The 15860-nt window shown below is 59.9% G+C and carries 13 protein-coding genes and 1 pseudogene; 2 read left to right on the top strand and 12 right to left on the bottom strand.

What is annotated here, in order from left to right; genetic code table 11:
- The 7 genes from oiaX to RGR602_RS20445 form a co-directional block, all read right to left on the bottom strand.
- Window positions 1-1284, bottom strand: coding sequence for a 3-oxo-isoapionate-4-phosphate decarboxylase OiaX (gene oiaX, locus RGR602_RS20475; protein WP_040113982.1), 1284 nt, complete (start codon window positions 1282-1284; stop codon window positions 1-3).
- 5 nt (window positions 1285-1289) lie between these two features.
- Complete coding sequence (locus RGR602_RS20470; RefSeq protein WP_040113981.1) at window positions 1290-2324, bottom strand: aldo/keto reductase; 1035 nt, start codon at window positions 2322-2324, stop codon at window positions 1290-1292.
- 64 nt (window positions 2325-2388) lie between these two features.
- Window positions 2389-3387, bottom strand: coding sequence for a substrate-binding domain-containing protein (locus RGR602_RS20465; protein WP_063856009.1), 999 nt, complete (start codon window positions 3385-3387; stop codon window positions 2389-2391).
- Between the two features lie 91 nt (window positions 3388-3478).
- The gene (locus tag RGR602_RS20460; RefSeq protein ID WP_040113980.1) at window positions 3479-4441 is read right to left on the bottom strand and encodes an ABC transporter permease; all 963 of its coding nucleotides are present in this window, start codon (window positions 4439-4441) and stop codon (window positions 3479-3481) included.
- Between the two features lie 38 nt (window positions 4442-4479).
- Window positions 4480-6012, bottom strand: coding sequence for a sugar ABC transporter ATP-binding protein (locus RGR602_RS20455; protein WP_040113979.1), 1533 nt, complete (start codon window positions 6010-6012; stop codon window positions 4480-4482).
- 69 nt (window positions 6013-6081) lie between these two features.
- Window positions 6082-6969: a BKACE family enzyme gene (locus RGR602_RS20450; RefSeq protein WP_040113978.1), complete on the bottom strand. Its 888-nt coding sequence runs from the start codon at window positions 6967-6969 to the stop codon at window positions 6082-6084.
- A 10-nt stretch (window positions 6970-6979) separates the two neighbouring features.
- On the bottom strand, window positions 6980-8332 hold the full coding sequence (locus tag RGR602_RS20445; protein ID WP_040113977.1) for a four-carbon acid sugar kinase family protein: 1353 nt from the start codon (window positions 8330-8332) through the stop codon (window positions 6980-6982).
- A 151-nt stretch (window positions 8333-8483) separates the two neighbouring features.
- Between RGR602_RS20445 and RGR602_RS20440 the strand changes: the two genes are divergently transcribed.
- A complete protein-coding gene (locus RGR602_RS20440; RefSeq protein ID WP_040113976.1) occupies window positions 8484-9278 on the top strand; it encodes an SDR family NAD(P)-dependent oxidoreductase in 795 nt (264 codons plus the stop codon).
- A 100-nt stretch (window positions 9279-9378) separates the two neighbouring features.
- Window positions 9379-10080: a FadR/GntR family transcriptional regulator gene (locus tag RGR602_RS20435; RefSeq protein ID WP_018328838.1), complete on the top strand. Its 702-nt coding sequence runs from the start codon at window positions 9379-9381 to the stop codon at window positions 10078-10080.
- Between the two features lie 181 nt (window positions 10081-10261).
- Here RGR602_RS20435 and derI read toward each other — a convergent pair whose 3' ends face one another.
- From derI to tkt, 5 genes and pseudogenes are all read right to left on the bottom strand, one after another.
- A complete protein-coding gene (derI, locus tag RGR602_RS20430) occupies window positions 10262-10717 on the bottom strand; it encodes a D-erythrulose-4-phosphate isomerase (protein WP_040114072.1) in 456 nt (151 codons plus the stop codon).
- A gap of 12 nt (window positions 10718-10729) precedes the next feature.
- Window positions 10730-11500: a triose-phosphate isomerase gene (locus RGR602_RS20425; RefSeq protein ID WP_040113975.1), complete on the bottom strand. Its 771-nt coding sequence runs from the start codon at window positions 11498-11500 to the stop codon at window positions 10730-10732.
- A gap of 42 nt (window positions 11501-11542) precedes the next feature.
- Window positions 11543-12592 (bottom strand): class II fructose-bisphosphate aldolase, encoded by a 1050-nt coding sequence (gene fba, locus RGR602_RS20420; protein ID WP_040113974.1) that lies wholly within the window; start codon window positions 12590-12592, stop codon window positions 11543-11545.
- Between the two features lie 6 nt (window positions 12593-12598).
- Window positions 12599-13621: a class 1 fructose-bisphosphatase gene (locus tag RGR602_RS20415; RefSeq protein WP_040113973.1), complete on the bottom strand. Its 1023-nt coding sequence runs from the start codon at window positions 13619-13621 to the stop codon at window positions 12599-12601.
- Window positions 13618-15671: pseudogene (gene tkt, locus RGR602_RS20410) on the bottom strand (transketolase). The gene RGR602_RS20415 and the pseudogene tkt overlap by 4 nt, the downstream one beginning before the upstream one ends.
- Window positions 15672-15860: the final 189 nt, after the last annotated feature.

The following is a 15860-nucleotide window of genomic DNA, read 5'->3' as shown; positions in this document are numbered from 1 at the left end:
TCATCTTCCTTCTGATACGGTTTTAGAGCCGAACTTGGCGAGCGACTGCGCCAGCTCTGGATGAGATTTGGCATATTCATGGAGATCGATTCCGGCGACCGCGGCATCCCAGGCCGCACGGACCGCTCTTACACCAGCCGACGGCCCGCCGGGATGGCTGACGACGCCACCACCACAAAGGTAAAGGTGGTCAAGCGTCTGCTCCGTCCTTCGATAGGTCTCAGGCGCCTGTCCACCCCATTGACCCGAACAAACGACCGGTAGCGGGCGGTCGGCAGCACTGAAGATCGGTTTCTGGAGATCATGGAACGACTGAACGAAAGAGGCGTCCGGCTCCCAGTATTTGGCGGCAATGCCGTTGATCTGGAATTGGTCGACGCCGAGAAGTCGCCAAAGCTGTTGGTAGACCGAGAAATCGAACCCAAGACCAGGATGTCGGGTGAGAAGATCCCAGCCGTTGCGATGGGCGTGCAAGACAAGGGACGACCGCCGACGCAGGAACAGAAAAGCGCCCATGCCGATCGAATTGATGTTGATGACGGCGGCGTTTCCACCCTCGCGCACGACCAGGTCGTGCTTGCGAACCATCTCGTCGGGATCGACGTCGGAAATGCCGAAGGCATACATCACCTTCTTGCCGGTGCGCTGCTCCTGATCCCGGATGATCGGCATGATCGCTTTCACGCGCGCCTCCAACGAGGAGTATGGTGGCGACATCAGTTTCTCGTCGTCCTTGATGAAGTCGACACCGGACGCGACGAGTTCAGCAACCACCTGCGCCGTTTCGTCCGGGGTGAGGCCGAGCGCGGGCTTGATGATCGTGCCGATGATTGGCCTATTGTAGACGCCGGTCAGACGCCGGGAGCCTTCGATCCCAAATTGAGGCCCCGGGTAGACGCCTTCAAACTCTGGAGGCAGCTGCAGGCCGACGACCCTCAGCCCGGTGAATTCCTTGATCGACCAGACCCCGCCCAATGCAACCGTGGTGACTGCCGCAAGGTCAGTTCCGACGGCCTCCAGGGGATAGGCGATTGTTGTCTCCGCCCGGTTAAAGACTTCGCCCGCTGCAGGGAGCGAGGGAACCTCGACAGAGTCCAGTTTCTCGAAAGCGACCACGCGCGCGGCCGCGCGCGCCTTCAGTTGCGGCGTCTCTCCGGGCAAGTCAACAAATGTACCCGTCGACTGGTCGCTTCCGATCTTGACCGCCAAGGCCTCAGCGCTCCCGGCGGTCTCAATCCGATAGGTGACCAGAATGTCCGAGGGCCTGCGCTCAGCCAGATCCATCGCTATCATGCCTCCGGAACTGGCGCGGCTTCAGGGATGAGACCGGACGACTTCAGGTCGGCCCAGAACGCAGCCGGAACCGGCGTCGAGATCGCGGCGACGTTTGCGGCGACGTGTTCGGGCGCCAGCGCTCCCTGCACCACCGCGGTCACTGCAGGATGTGCGTAGACAAATTGTGTCGCTGCAGTCGCAAGCGAGACGCCATGGCGCTCGCAGACGGCTTCGAGCGCCTCGACCTTGCGAACGATCGCTTCAGGCGCGGGCTGGCAATCGTAGGTGCGGGTGGTTGTCATCGACTTGCTGCCCTCGGCGAGGATGCCGGAGTTGTAGATGCCAGCCGCAATGATACCGATGCCGCGACGCTGCATTTCTGGATAGAAATGGTCGAGAGCACCGTGGTTGAGCAGGGTGTAGCGCCCGGCGACCATGGAGCAGTCGAGGTCAAATTCCTCCGCCACCTGCAGGACCGACGCCGTCTCGTTGACGCCGAGGCCGATGGCCTTCACGGAGCCCGTGCTGCGCAGCTCGTCACACGCCTTGTAGCCGCTCGATCTCAGCGCCGACAGGTGGGTGTCATAAGCCTCGCGATGCCATTCGCCACTGACGTCGTGGAGATAGAGGATGTCAATGTGGTCCATACCCAGGCGCTGCTGGCTATCTTCGAAAGCGCGCATGATGCCGTCATAGGAATAATCGTAGTCGTCGACGAATGGCAGCGCCTTCACCCAGTCGATGCCGTAAAGGCTCTCGGCGCGCTTTGCGCGGCTTTCCGGCTTGAGTATCCGCCCCGCCTTGGTGCTGACCACGACCTTGCCGATGAGATCGTTGTTGCGAAGGACATGGCCGAGGGAATGCTCGGACTTTCCAAGGCCGTAAAGGGGCGCGGTGTCGAAATAGCGGACACCCAAGTCGTATGCCTTGAGGACGACCGCCTCGAAAGTCTGGAAGCTCACATCGACATTGCATCCGCCGAGCGGCGAGGTACCCAGCCCTAGCGAGGTCAGCGTCACATCGGTCTTTCCAACTTTTCTCTTCAACATGATGGTCGATCCTATTTCCCTGGTGTAAGGCGGACGGCTGTATGGGCCGTCCGCCGTTGTCCGATTACATGTACTTCTCGACATTGGTGGAATCGAGCACGAGCCACGGCACGACGTAGTCCTTCTCGGTGCCGCCCTTCCATTCCATCAGCGAGCCCCAGATTTCGGACTGCGGCTTGTAGCTCTCGCCCTTGATCGCCCGCAGTGCGAGGTCGACCGCGCCCTGGCCTTCGGCGCGGGCGTACTTGTAGAGGCTGACCGCCATCTCGCCCTTCTTCACGGCGCGCTTTGCGTCCGGGATGCCGTCGATCGCAAGAACGGGAACGGTCTTGAGATCGATGCCGGCGCTCTTCATGGCTTCGATCGCGCCCAGCGCCATCTCGTCGTTTTCCGCAAGGACGCCGTTGATCTCACCCGGGTGCGCGAGCAACCAGTTCTCCATGAGCGCCTGACCCTCGGCGCGGCTCCAGTTGCCTGTCTTGTCTTCGATGAGCTTGAGGTTCGGGAACTTGGCGAGACCAGCGTCGATGCCTGCGCGGCGCTCGATCTGGGCCGACTGGCCGATCGGACCCTCCATGAGGACGACGTTGCCGCCGTTCGGAAGGCGCTTGGCGAGTTCCTCAGCGATGATCCGGCCGCCTTCGGTGTCGTTAACGATGATGGACGCGGTGTATTTCGTCGACTTCGTCTTGAGCGCCGATACGATCAGCGGGATATTCGCTTCGGCGGCCTTTTCGATCGGCGGCGCCGAGGCCTCAAGGTCGAACGGTGACATGATGATCGCGTTGAACTGTTGGGTGATCGCAGTGTCGATCTGGTTCGACTGTGTCAGCGGGTCGTACTTGCCGTCGAAAACGGTGATCTCGACCTCGCCCGACTTGACGGCGGGATGGTTCTGGATTTCCGTCGACCAAGCCTTCATGTATTCGCCGGACTCGCCGAACGACAACGCCGCGATGCGGATCTTGTCTTCCGCGAACGCCAGTTTCGGTCCTGTCAGTGTCACCGCAGCGAGTGCCAGTCCCGCACCTGCCCTGAGCAGGCTCCTCCTAAACATCTGCATTTCTTGCTCTCCTCTGGTTTAAAAGCGCCCGAACACGCCTTGCATGGCCGGGCATTGTCGCCGACCACGTCGGCGGCAATTCCGAAATTTCTTATTTGCGGATTTGGTCGGCGATGACCGCGACCACGATGATCGTGCCCTTGAGGACCTGCTGGTAGTATGAAGACACGCCCATGAGGTCCATGCCGTTGTTGATCGTGCCGATGATGAGCGCGCCGATCAGTGTGCCGAGCAGCGATCCGCGGCCGCCCGCAAGGCTCGTCCCGCCGATCACGACGGCGGCGATCGCGTCAAGCTCATAACCGATGCCCGCTTGCGGCAGCGCAGCGGTGGTGCGAGCCGTCAGGACAAGTCCCGCAAGACCAGCCAACAGACCCGAGATCACATAGGTCGCGCCGACGATCACTTTGGTGGAAATGCCGCTCGTGCGAGCCGCCTTCTCGTTGCCGCCGACCGCGTACACATAGCGGCCGAAAGTCGTATAGTTCAGAACGGTCCAGCCAATCAGGAAGACAACGAACAGGATGACGATCGGTACCGGTATGTACATGATCTGCCCGGAGCCGATCCACTTGAAGGGATCCGACAGATTCGGGATGGGACGTCCTTCCGAGAAGATCAAGGTGAGCCCGCGGGCAACGCTCAACATGCCGAGCGTTACGACGAACGGAGGGACCTTGACCGCGGCAACAAGCACGCCGTTCACCAGGCCAAGGCCGGCTCCCGCCGCCAGGCCCGCAAAGATACCGAAAAGCACGAAATGCTCGTTGGTCTCCGTCACGAGGCTGGCGGCGATCATGCCCGCGATCGCCATCACAGAGCCGACCGAGAGGTCGATGCCCTTGGTGAGGATGACGAAGGTCACTCCGATCGCCAGAATGCCGTTGATCGACGATTGGCGAACGAGATTCAGCCAGTTCAACCATGTCATGAAGTACTGGTTTGCGAACGAGAAGAACGCGACGATCAGGAAAAACACGAGAACGATGCTGAACTGCCTGATCATTTCCCCGGCGCGGAAGTTTCCGGGTTTCGCCGCAGCGATGGTATTCATTACTCAAATCCTCCCGTGGATGGGGCTGTGACCGCTCATCAGCTCGCCATGTCCATGAGCGTCTGTTGCGTTGCTTGGGCTCCGTCGATGATGTTGAGGAGCTGTCCCTGTTTGAAAATCGCGATCCTGTCGCTGAGCTGCATGATCTCCGGTGCCTCCGACGAAACCACCAGAACGCCGTTACCCTTTGCCGCGAAGTCCCGCAGGAACGCGTAGATCTCCTGCTTGGAACCTTCGTCGATGCCGCGCGTCGGTTCGTCGCAAATGAGCAGCTTTGGATTCGTCAGAAGGCATCGAGCCAGCACCACTTTTTGCTGGTTTCCGCCTGACAGAGTTTCGACAGCAACATCCGGCGACGCCGACTTGATCCTCTGTGAGACGATCATGTCTTGGACTGCGCTGCGCTCTTTGTCCCCGCGGATGAAACCGCTGATGGCCATCAAGGCGAGCGAAGAAAGCGTGATGTTGTGGGCAATCGATGCCGACAGCACGAGGCCACTGTCCTTGCGATCCTCGGTCACCATCGCCATGCCACGCTGGATTGCGTCCTTCGGACTGCCTGGCCTGACCTTGCCGCCGTCGAAGACAATTTCGCCTCTCGTCGGCGAATGAAGCCCGAATATTGTTTCCAGAAATTCTGTTCGCCCGGATCCAAGCAATCCATAGATGCCGACTACTTCGCCTGACGCCACGTCCAACGAAATGTCCCGGAAATGAGAGCCGCGCGCCAAGTTCGAGACGGAAAGCAGGATCGGTGCATCTTCGAGAGGTTTTCCCTTCTCGACCAGTTTGACTTCACGGCCCACGATCTGCGTCACAAGATGACGGCGGTCGATATCCTTGATGTTTCCGGTCTCGATGAAGCGGCCGTCGCGGAACACGGTATATTCGTCCGCGATCTCAAAGATCTCAGTGAGTTTGTGAGAGACGTAGACGATGGCGGAACCGCGGGCAGTGATCTTGCGGAGCGCGTTGAACAAGACATGGACTTCGTGTTCGCCGATAGCCGATGTCGGTTCGTCCATGATGACGATATGCGCCCGATAGCTGAGAGCCTTTGCAATTTCGACGAGCTGAATCTGGGCGAGGCTTAGTTCGCCCATCTTTCTGGTCGCATCGACGTCGAAACCGAGATCATCGAGGAATGCCTGGGCGTCCCTGCGCATCTGGCTGAAATTGACGAGCACACCAAACCGCTTCGGTTCGCGGCCAAGGTATAGGTTCTCGGCGACGGTCATCTCGGGGACGGGGGAAAGCTCTTGAGTGATGATCGCGATGCCGTGACGCAGAGCGTCAGCGGCGCTTTTGAAGTCGACCTGCTCGCCATCGACCTCCACTATCCCGCCATCGCGGCGGAGCAGTCCCATCGTGATGTTGAGGAATGTCGACTTGCCGGCGCCATTACCGCCGCACAAAGCATGGACGGTCCCGGCCTTTAGCGTCAGTCGGCCATCAACGAGCGCTGGGACGCCGTTGAATGACTTTTCCACGCCCTCGGCCCGCAGAAGCACGCGTGCCGACGACGACTGCGCGGTTGCCTGAACTGTTATCTTATCAGCTGCGTCGACCATGATATGACGTCATACCTCATAAAATCCAAATCTATGCCGCGTCTGTGCGGGCCGCATGCCGTATTGGTTCTACGCGCCGTCCAGTTCGAGGATCGCGCGTGCCTCTTGGGGTGTAGCGGGCTCACGTCCGACTTTTTGGGCGATCTCGACAGCGCGCGATATGACATCCGCGTTCGTGGGCATACCGAACTCGCGATAGGGATAGTCGCCTATTCCTATAGCCATGTGGCCGCCCAGGCGGCAGATCGCAGGAGCGATGTTCAACAGATTGCCCCCAAGGCAATTGACCGTCCATTCGATCGGCCGGTCGTCAGGCAGAAATGCAAGATGCGCCATGAGCCCCGCCTCGGTCGGCGGATGCCCGGTGATGTATCGCCCTCCCGTTAGGTGCAGGAGAAAGTAGGCAGGCCCTCTCACAAGGCCCGCGTCCATCAGAGCGATCGCGCGGCGCGTGAACCCAACAGACCAGGAAACCAGCTTCGGCTTTACGCCCTTTTCGGCCAAGGTACGCGCGTAGTGCGCGAGACTTTCGGTCGTGTTGAGATACAAACGTTCTGGATTTTCGAACCTGCGCGTCTCGGCATCCCAAAGCTCGAGATTGGCCGAACCGGTATCGATGGGCGCAATGTCGGGCTTCGTAGCAGGGTCCAATGCCAGGGTTGCGACCGTGTCGATGCGCTTCATGGCGTCGGCATCATTCGAGATAAAGCCGAGCGTGGGAAGGATGAGTAGATCGGTCGCCCGCCTGACTTCGCGGATGATTTCGGCGTTTGCCTCAACGGTGTTTGTCGCACCGCCGTCGGCTGTCCTGGCGTGATAGTGCAGGATCGCCGCTCCCGCCTTGCGGGCTGCAACGGCGGCCTCAACGATCTCGTCGGCGGTGTATGGGATATTAGGGTTGGATGTGCGCGGCGCGTATTCGTTGACCCTGGCTTCGAGGATGATTTTCTTTTGCATCTTTCGCTCCTTACGCCGCCAGATAACCCGAGGTGCCCGCCTTTGCCCGGAGGAAGAAGTCATCGGCACCAATCTGCCCGCCCTTCAGCATGACTTCGAGGCCATCGACTTCGGCGTCGCCCGGCGCATCCAGGCGGCAGACATGGCAATTTTGAACCTCGTCAAAAACGGCAATCTCGAGCGCTTCGGCGCCAATTGTCCGCACCGCATAGCTCGAACTGTCGCCGCCTGAAAAGACGATCCGCGGCAAGGAAACCGCGCGGCGCACGGCACGTGCGACGTCGCAGTAGATGGCTCCCAAGCGTTCCGCGGGAACATCGCCGCCGGCCACGCGGCCGGTCTCCCCGCGAGCCGTGTAGATGATTGTGGGGCGGCCACGATCAAGGCCTTCGATCGCCTTAAGAGCAGCCTCCCGGGCAATCGCCGTAGCTTGTTCGTCGGACGCGATCCTGGAGACATCCAAGTGGACAAGCTTCCACCCGGAAGCTTCGGCCACAGCGATCTGGCGCCCGGTTTGCAGAGCACAGCTGCCTGATAACACCAGGAGATTTTCGACTCCGACGATCTCCGTCTTTACAGGCTCGGCCGACGATAGCAGCCCCGAGCGGGCCCAAAGAGCTCCGAGTTGTTGCGCCAGGCCTTGAGCCGCAAGCGCGAACATGGGACGTGTGGGATATCGCGCCCAGAGCAGATCGGCGACAGCCGCAAGATCCGCGTTTTCGAGCCCATCGAAAATGACCCCTGCCCCCTCTTGGAAGGCCTTGAACACACTCTCGTCCATTGCCGAGCGGTTCCGGATCGCGGGAAGCGTGACGTTGACGAATTCCTTATCCGTTTGCCCAGCCAGATGCATGCGCAGATCCGCCTCTTGCATCGGCGTCCTGGGGTGGCGCGACATGCTCGGGTGCCGGTCCAGCCGCTCTATCCTGTCGGCAAAGCGCGCGAAATGGTTTCCGAAACAGGTGTAGCGACCGAAGTCCGGGGTCGCGGCGAGCACTGGAACGTCCCTCTTGCCGAAGTGAGCCGCAGCACGCGCCAGGACAGCACCATAGCTTCCAACGGTGGGCGATGAGTCGAACGTCGAGCAGATCTTGTATTGGATAAGCGGACTGTCGAGGGTGCGCATGATCGAAAACGCACTGTCAAGCTCCTCGTCGAGCTCGACGCCGGACAACGCCCGTGCGGTGCCGGCAAAACCAAGCACATCATAAGACCGAGAGTCCGTCACCGCCGTCTGTGCTGAGGGGCGCGCCAGATACAGCTTGCCCTTCACGCCACTGCGATGGAACTGCGCCAGGTTTTCGGAAGAACCCGTGAAGTCGTCACCGTAAAACACGGTCTTAAGCTTGCCAGCTGATGTCATCGGATCCTCCCAATATCCCGGCCGATGATATCTTCCTCCATACATCAGCCGGGCCTCACTCTTGACAATACTCATAGAAGCAGCTCATAACGCTGTCAAGGTCATACCTTATACCTTATACCTCATATCGAGAAAATTGGAGGACGACGAGATGAGACTTTCTGGACGCACTGCCGTGGTGACAGGCGCTGGCCGGGGGATCGGACTGGCGATCGCTGAAGCCTATGTTCGCGAAGGCGCAAATGTCGTTATCGTCGACCGCGATCTGGAAGTGGCGAACGATGCCGCCGAGCGGCTTGGCGAGCGGGCTTTCGCCGTCCGCGCTGATATTTCCGTCAACGAAGACGTTGAGACGATCGTTAGGGAAACGATTGGCCGGTTCGGCACGGTCGACATACTCGTCAACAACGCTGGCGTGGGCGCAACCACTCTGTTTCTCGAAAGCTCAAGAGAGGAATTCGAACGCGTCGTCCGGATCAATCTGACCGGAACATTCCTCGTGGCGCAAGCCTTCGCTCGGATCATGGCCGCCAAGGGTTACGGGAGAATCATCAATATCGCTTCCTTGTCCGGTCAAAAGGGCGGTGTCGGGCGTTCGGCCTATGGTGCCTCGAAGGCCGGCGTCGAACTTCTCACGAAGGTGATGGCCGTGGAACTCGCCGAATCGGGAATCAACGTGAATAACATCGCACCGGGTCCGATATTGACCGAGGTCTCAAAAGTCATGCACACGGTCGAAACGCGTGACGCCTATCATCGGCTCGTTCCGCAACGCCGTTATGGCGAACCATCGGAAATCGCTGACGCCGCAGTGTTCCTGGCGAGCGACGATGCAGCCTATATCACGGGGCACACCCTGAACGTCGACGGCGGCTTCCTGGCCGCTGGCCTCATGTTCCCATTCGATCCGAAAGCCTCGAAGCGGCTGGGACAAATCAGCGAATAACCTGGAGAAGTGGCCAGTTCGACGTTCGGCATTTGTCGCAAGCGGCAAAACGCGGTATGACCTCGTACCTTCTCGATTTCTGATTGGAGCGTGACCAGGAATGCTGTCTGTTGAGCCAAAGAAAATCCCAAGCCGGCTGGACATAGCGCTCGACTACATTACGGGCGAAATTGCCAAAGGCAACCTTGGGCCTGGTGACAAGCTTCCCAATGAAAAGGAGCTGGCCCAGCTTCTCGGCATCAGCCGCACTCCAATCCGAGAGGCGATCAAGACGCTCGCGGTGTCGGGTCTTGTCGAGACGCGGCATGGCTTTGGAAATTACATCCGTAAGGACGAAGGCCTTCCGGCGATGCCGCTCGCGATGTTTCAGCTCTATCTTCAGAGCTCGACGCCTGAGATGCTGATGGAGCTGCGATATGTTTTCGACCGCAACTGTTCAGAACTCGCGTCCCTGCGGCGTACGGACGAAGACCTCGCCGCAATGAGAGAGTGCATCGACCGACTAAAAAGGCTGTCGGAGGATGCGAACTCCGCGATCGAAGATCTCCTCAAGGCCGACCTCGATTTCCACCGAGCAATATACAAAGCTGCCGGAAACCCGTTGATCGTCGTGATCGCCGACTTCGTGCTGACGATGGTCGCGCCTTGGGTGCAAAAATCGCTGGAGGTCAGTGGCAAATGGCGCGCAGTCGATCTCCACGAACACATGTTTGAGATGATCCGGGACAGAAAGACCGGTGACCTCAGCCGCGAGAGCGTCGAGGAAAACATGGAACACTTCCGCACGTCCCTGTTGAAATGACAGCGCGCAGGTCGCACTGCGATCATCACTGGCGCTGCATCTGAAGGCGGACGCCAAGCCCCGGATACCGTAAGCCGCCCGGCCTGATTGCTGGTTCTGGAAACTGCCGGAAAACGCTCAATCGCCAGGCTGATTGCGCCTGGCGCGTCGACCGCGAGCAGATGCTTGCACATGTTCTCCGCTAGCGAGCGTGGTATTTCGTATCGACCTCGTCGATCGCGGCAACATTGCTCGCCGAGCGACCATTCTCGTCGAACGTCTGGGCGAGGAAGGAGTCGACGATCGTCTTCGCAAGTTCCGATCCAATGACGCGGGCGCCCATGGTAATGATCTGGGCGTTGTTCGATAACGCCGCCCGCTCGGCGGAGTAGGTATCGTGTGTGAGGGCTGCCCTTATACCCGGCACTTTGTTCGCCGAAATGCAAACGCCGATCCCGGTGCCGCACACCAGGATGGCCTTGTCGTAGGTGCCGTCGAGCACTCCGTTGGCGACCCTGTCGGAGAGGTTCGCATAGAAATCGTCGAGACCGGCATCGGTCCTGGAGACTTCGAACACCTCGAAACGGTGCTTGAGATAATCGGCGAGGACTTTAGCGAGGCCTTCGCCCGCGCTGTCGCCTGCTACTGCAACTTTCATCTTCATCACTCCTCAGATTTTGGCCGCGCACTTTTCGAGGATGTCGAGGTAGCCCTCGATCTTCCAAGCCGAGCGGCCGATGAACAGCCCATCGACATGAGGGCAGGATATGAGCTCTTCGCAGTTGTCCGCGTTGACCGAACCGCCGTAGAGGCAGGGAACGCGCCGGCCGAGCACGGCTTCGGCAAACGCAATGATCTCGGCTTGGCGGGCGTCGGCGTAGTCCGCTGTCGCGGGGATCCCATTGACGCCAATGGCCCAAATAGGCTCATAGGCGAGCAATATGGGTTTGTCCTTCTGGAGGGTGGAAAGGCTTCCTAACGCGCCGCGAACTTGGCGCTCAAGGACCTCGCGCGCTCGCCCGGCCTCGCGTTCGTCGAGTGTCTCCCCTAAGCAGATGAGCGGGATCAAGCCGTGGCGAACCGCCGCCTCGACTTTCAGCCCTACCGTCACGTCCGTCTCGCCAAAATGTTCACGCCTCTCGGAGTGACCAAGTTCGACGATATCGAGGCTGCAGTCCTTGAGCATCACGGGGGAAATCTCGCCCGTCCAGGCGCCCTCGTCGTCCCAGTGCATGTTCTGCGCGCCGACCTTCACCGACGTGCCCGCCAACGTGGTCTTCACTTCTCGGACAACAGTGAAGGGAGGGATGACAAAGCGCTGGATGCGCGGATGGGACGTGGTGTCTGCGGCCCTGAGACCGTGGGCGAACTGCACGGCATCGGCAAGCGTCTTGTTCATCTTCCAGCTAGTGCCAATCCAAAGGGTTTTCTTATCGGTCATGTCCCGCTTCACCACATTTGCGTTTAAATTGCTGTTTGCCGACTAGAGCGAGCCGGCTCGATACCGCTTCGCCATTTCCGCGAGCGGCACAACGTTGATGGAGCTTGCGCGCCCTGCCGTTCCGAAAGCTTCGAATCTTTCGCGGCACAGCTTCGAAAGCGCCGTCATTGCGGGCTTCAAATATTTGCGAGGGTCGAATTCTGTCGGATCTTCGGCCAGCACTCTGCGCACCTGCCCGGTCATTGCCATGCGGCAATCCGTGTCGATGTTGACCTTTCGCACGCCATGACGGATGCCGCGCAGTATTTCCTCGAGCGGCACGCCCCAAGTCGGCTTCATCCGCCCGCCGAAGCGATTGAAGATTTCCTGCAGCTCCTCCGGCACGCTTGACGAACCGTGCATGACGAGATGGGTATTTGGAAGTTTCCGGTGGATCGCCTCGATAACATCCATTGCCAGCACGTCCCGGTCCGGTCGGCGTGAGAACTTGTAGGCGCCATGGCTGGTGCCCATTGCGACGGCAAGCGCGTCGACCTTGGTCTCTTCGACGAACTTCGCGGCTTCCTCCGGATCGGTCAGAAGCTGATGCGGATCGAGCTTGCCCTCTACACCATGACCGTCTTCTGCATCGCCCGTGCCGGTCTCAAGCGAGCCCAGGACGCCGAGCTCTCCTTCCACCGAAACCCCCGCCCAATGAGCGGTTTCACTGACGCTTTTTGTGACCTTGACGTTATAGTCCCAATCCGCCGCGGTTTTGCCGTCGGCACGGATCGACCCATCCATCATCACGGACGTAAAGCCATGCTGGATCGCAGTGACGCAGGTGCTTGGTTCGTTTCCGTGGTCAAGATGTACGCAAACGGGGATATTGGGATAGATCTCCGTCACAGCGTCCATCATGTGCTTGAGCATGATGTCGTTAGTATATGCCCGCGCCCCGCGGCTCGCCTGCAGGATGACGGGCGAATCCGTTTCGTCGGCCGCTTCCATGATGGCAAGCGCCTGCTCCATGTTGTTGATATTGAATGCCGGGACGCCGTAGCCGTGATCGGCGGCATCATCCAGCAGCTGGCGGAGAGTGATCCTGGCCATGACGTGTCACTCGCTGGTTGGATTGGAATCGAGATAGCTTGCGATCAGGTCGACCTCCGTCGCCGAACCGAAAACGAGCGGCGTGCGGCAATGGTGAGAGGTTGGGATCTTGTCCAGAATTGCGGTCGTGCCGTCGGTGGCCCGTCCGCCGGCCTGCTCCATCAGGAACGCGATCGGGTTTGCTTCATACACCAGGCGAAGGCGCCCATTTTCAAAACCCGGCCGCTTGTCGCCGGCGTAGAAGAACACACCACCCCTGATCAGGATCCGGTGGAGCTCTCCGACTGCCGATCCGAGCCAGCGCATGTTGAAATCGCGGCCGCGCGTTCCCTCCTTGCCAGCAAGACAATCCTGAAGATACAGGCTCATGGCAGGGTGAAGGTGACGGTGGTTGGAAGCGTTATATGCAAGCTCGGACGTTTCGCGAGGTATTTGTACCTGCCTTTTGACGATCAGGAACTCGCCGGTTTGGGGATGCATCGTCGCCAGCAGCACACCCTCTCCGACCGACAAGCCCAAATCGACCGTGTTGCCGAATGAGACATAACCGGCCGCGGCCTGTCGATTTCCAGGGGCTAAAAAGGGATCATCAGCTTCGTTGAGAGGCATGATCGAGAAGATCGTCCCGACGGGCGTGCCAAGCCCGACATTGCCTGAACCGTCGATCGGATCGATCGCGACCGCGAAACGATGCCCACTGAGCATGACTGGCGCGTCAGCCTCCTCGGACAGGACCCTGGCAGCGCCTGCGCGTGCGAGTATTTCGATGAACAACTCGTGCGACGCGATGTCGATTGCCTTTTGCGCATCACCGTCGGTATTTGATCCGACAAGGCGGGCCGGATCGCCCTCCAGGGAACCCGCTGCGATGCGCGCGGATAAAAGACAGGCGGCATCCAACACACCGTTGATTAGAGCCGCCACCCCCTGACGGGCCACATCCTCACCAGCCCAGGCCGAGAGGTACGCATCGACAGAACCATACTGGACGCGCGCTTCATCATTTCCGAGTGTCGCCGGCGCGCTCATTGCTTGCCCCTTATCCTTGCTAGGGCGCGCGTGACGATTGCGTCACGCGTGATCCCGAATTGCTCGTACAGCGTTTCGGCCGGCGCAGACGCTCCGAAGCCGGACATACCGATCACGTCCTCTTCGCTGTCGACATACCTGGTCCACCCGAACTTCGAGAGCGCTTCCACGGCAATGCGCGGCGCGTTGCCGAGGACCGAGCTGCGGTAATCCTTGGGCTGCTGTTCGAAGAGATCCCAGCTCGGTATCGAGACGACAGCGGCGGGAATGTTTCTCGCCTCAAGCTCCTCGGCAGCCTGGATCGCAAGCGCGACTTCCGTTCCGGTGGCGATGATTGTGACGGCACGTTCGCTGCTGGCTTCCCGCAGCACATAGGCTCCCCGTGCGCAGCGATGCCGTCACGCTCGGTGCGCAGTTGCGGAACATTCTGCCGCGAGAGCGCCAAAACCGACGGCGTGTTCTTGCTGGTTATTGCAAGATCCCAGCATTCCAGCGTCTCGATGGTGTCGGCGGGCCGAAATACATGCAAGTTCGGCATTGCCCTGAGGCTGGCAAGATGCTCGACGGGCTGGTGCGTCGGACCGTCTTCGCCAAGACCGATCGAGTCATGCGTCATCACGAAGATAGAGCGGACGCCCATCAGAGCCGCAACACGAATGGCGTTGCGGCAATAATCGGAGAAGACAAGGAACGTGCCGCCATAGGGTATGACACCGCCGTGAGCCGCCATGCCGTTCATCGCGGCGGCCATGGCGAACTCCCTCACGCCATAGCTGACATACCGCCCGCCTGCAGCGGCGGTGAAATCGCTGTCCACGGCCGGAACCCGGGTCAGATTAGAGTGGGTGAGGTCAGCGGAACCGCCGATCATTTCGGGAAGCAGCTCCGTCAGCGCTTCCAGTGCGATCTGGCTTGCCTTACGCGTTGCCACTGATTGCGGCTTGTCGAGTAGCTTTGCCTTGGCGGCGTTCACCGCTTCTTCGTATCGCGCCGGCAATGAGCCGGCGGTGCGGCGTTGAAACTCACTTCTGACATCTGCGCCCGCTGCTTCGAGCCGCGCTTGCCAGTCCTTGCGCGCCTTGGCACCCTTCGCGCCGACTTCGCGCCAAGTCTTGAGGATCGGAGCAGGAATCTCGAAAGCGTCCGCCGTCCAGCCATAGGCTGCCTTTGTCGCGACGGCTTCGCTGGCGCCGAGCGGTGCACCATGTACGGAGCTTGTTCCCGCCCTTGACGGAGAGCCGTATCCGATGATGGTTTTCAGAGCGATGAGGGATGGTCTGGATGCTTCCGCCTTCGCCTGCGAGATCGCCGCGTCGATCGCGTCCGGATCATGACCGTCAACGCGCTGTGTGTGCCATCCGTATGCGTCGAACCTCGCGAGCACATCTTCCGAAAACGCGATTGCGGTCGAGCCGTCGATGGTAATGGAGTTATCGTCGTAAAGGACGATCAACTTGCCGAGCTGAAGGTGGCCGGCCAGCGAAGCAGCTTCCTGACCAACGCCTTCCATGAGACATCCATCTCCACAGAAGACGTAGGTCCGGTGATCGACAAGTGCTGCGCCAAATTCCGTTGATAGGCGCCGCTCCGCGATCGCCATTCCGACAGCCGACGCGATCCCCTGTCCGAGCGGCCCGGTGGTCGCCTCGACACCAGCGGTGTGGCCGTATTCGGGATGACCTGGCGTTTTGGAGCCCCATTGGCGGAAGTTGCGAACCTCCTCAATCGTCATGTCTTCGTACCCGGTGAGGTGCAGAAGGCTGTAGAGCAGCATCGAGCCATGGCCGTTCGACAGGACGAAACGATCGCGGTCCGGCCAGCCAGGTTCGATTGGATCGAACTTGAGGTGCCGGCCGAACAGCACCGCCGCCGCATCAGCCATACCCATGGGCATTCCGGGGTGCCCGGACTTTGCGGCCTCAACCGCGTCGATTGACAGGACTCGGATAGCGCTCGCGAGATCGCGGATCGAAACTGCTGCTGTCAATTCTTCCTCCCTCAGAAACCCGACAAAATCACATTCCGGCGTCGCCAAAATGTCGTTAGGCATCATACCTCATACCTTATACCTCCGGATCTGCGCAATATCATTTGTTGGCTGTCGGGAGCCGGAGGGATCAGCCCAAGTCGCTTTCACAGGGCGAGCTGCTTTGATTCATTTGGTGGCGAACGGACGACATGATCACGTAACAGCAACCGCCTTGGGCATTCGATGATGATTGAAACCCCAAATCCGGGA

This window comes from Rhizobium gallicum bv. gallicum R602sp (genome assembly GCF_000816845.1).
Lineage (GTDB): Bacteria > Pseudomonadota > Alphaproteobacteria > Rhizobiales > Rhizobiaceae > Rhizobium > Rhizobium gallicum.
This window is presented reverse-complemented; position numbering and strand designations above follow the sequence as displayed.

What these genes read in the sequence shown, in the direction of transcription:
- oiaX (WP_040113982.1), bottom strand. Translation starts at nt 1,284, where the DNA reads ATGGATCTGGCTGAGCGCAGGCCCTCGGACATTCTGGTCACCTATCGG.
- RGR602_RS20470 (WP_040113981.1), bottom strand. Translation starts at nt 2,324, where the DNA reads ATGTTGAAGAGAAAAGTTGGAAAGACCGATGTGACGCTGACCTCGCTA.
- RGR602_RS20465 (WP_063856009.1), bottom strand. Translation starts at nt 3,387, where the DNA reads ATGCAGATGTTTAGGAGGAGCCTGCTCAGGGCAGGTGCGGGACTGGCA.
- RGR602_RS20460 (WP_040113980.1), bottom strand. Translation starts at nt 4,441, where the DNA reads ATGAATACCATCGCTGCGGCGAAACCCGGAAACTTCCGCGCCGGGGAA.
- RGR602_RS20455 (WP_040113979.1), bottom strand. Translation starts at nt 6,012, where the DNA reads ATGGTCGACGCAGCTGATAAGATAACAGTTCAGGCAACCGCGCAGTCG.
- RGR602_RS20450 (WP_040113978.1), bottom strand. Translation starts at nt 6,969, where the DNA reads ATGCAAAAGAAAATCATCCTCGAAGCCAGGGTCAACGAATACGCGCCG.
- RGR602_RS20445 (WP_040113977.1), bottom strand. Translation starts at nt 8,332, where the DNA reads ATGACATCAGCTGGCAAGCTTAAGACCGTGTTTTACGGTGACGACTTC.
- RGR602_RS20440 (WP_040113976.1), top strand. Translation starts at nt 8,484, where the DNA reads ATGAGACTTTCTGGACGCACTGCCGTGGTGACAGGCGCTGGCCGGGGG.
- RGR602_RS20435 (WP_018328838.1), top strand. Translation starts at nt 9,379, where the DNA reads ATGCTGTCTGTTGAGCCAAAGAAAATCCCAAGCCGGCTGGACATAGCG.
- derI (WP_040114072.1), bottom strand. Translation starts at nt 10,717, where the DNA reads ATGAAAGTTGCAGTAGCAGGCGACAGCGCGGGCGAAGGCCTCGCTAAA.
- RGR602_RS20425 (WP_040113975.1), bottom strand. Translation starts at nt 11,500, where the DNA reads ATGACCGATAAGAAAACCCTTTGGATTGGCACTAGCTGGAAGATGAAC.
- fba (WP_040113974.1), bottom strand. Translation starts at nt 12,592, where the DNA reads ATGGCCAGGATCACTCTCCGCCAGCTGCTGGATGATGCCGCCGATCAC.
- RGR602_RS20415 (WP_040113973.1), bottom strand. Translation starts at nt 13,621, where the DNA reads ATGAGCGCGCCGGCGACACTCGGAAATGATGAAGCGCGCGTCCAGTAT.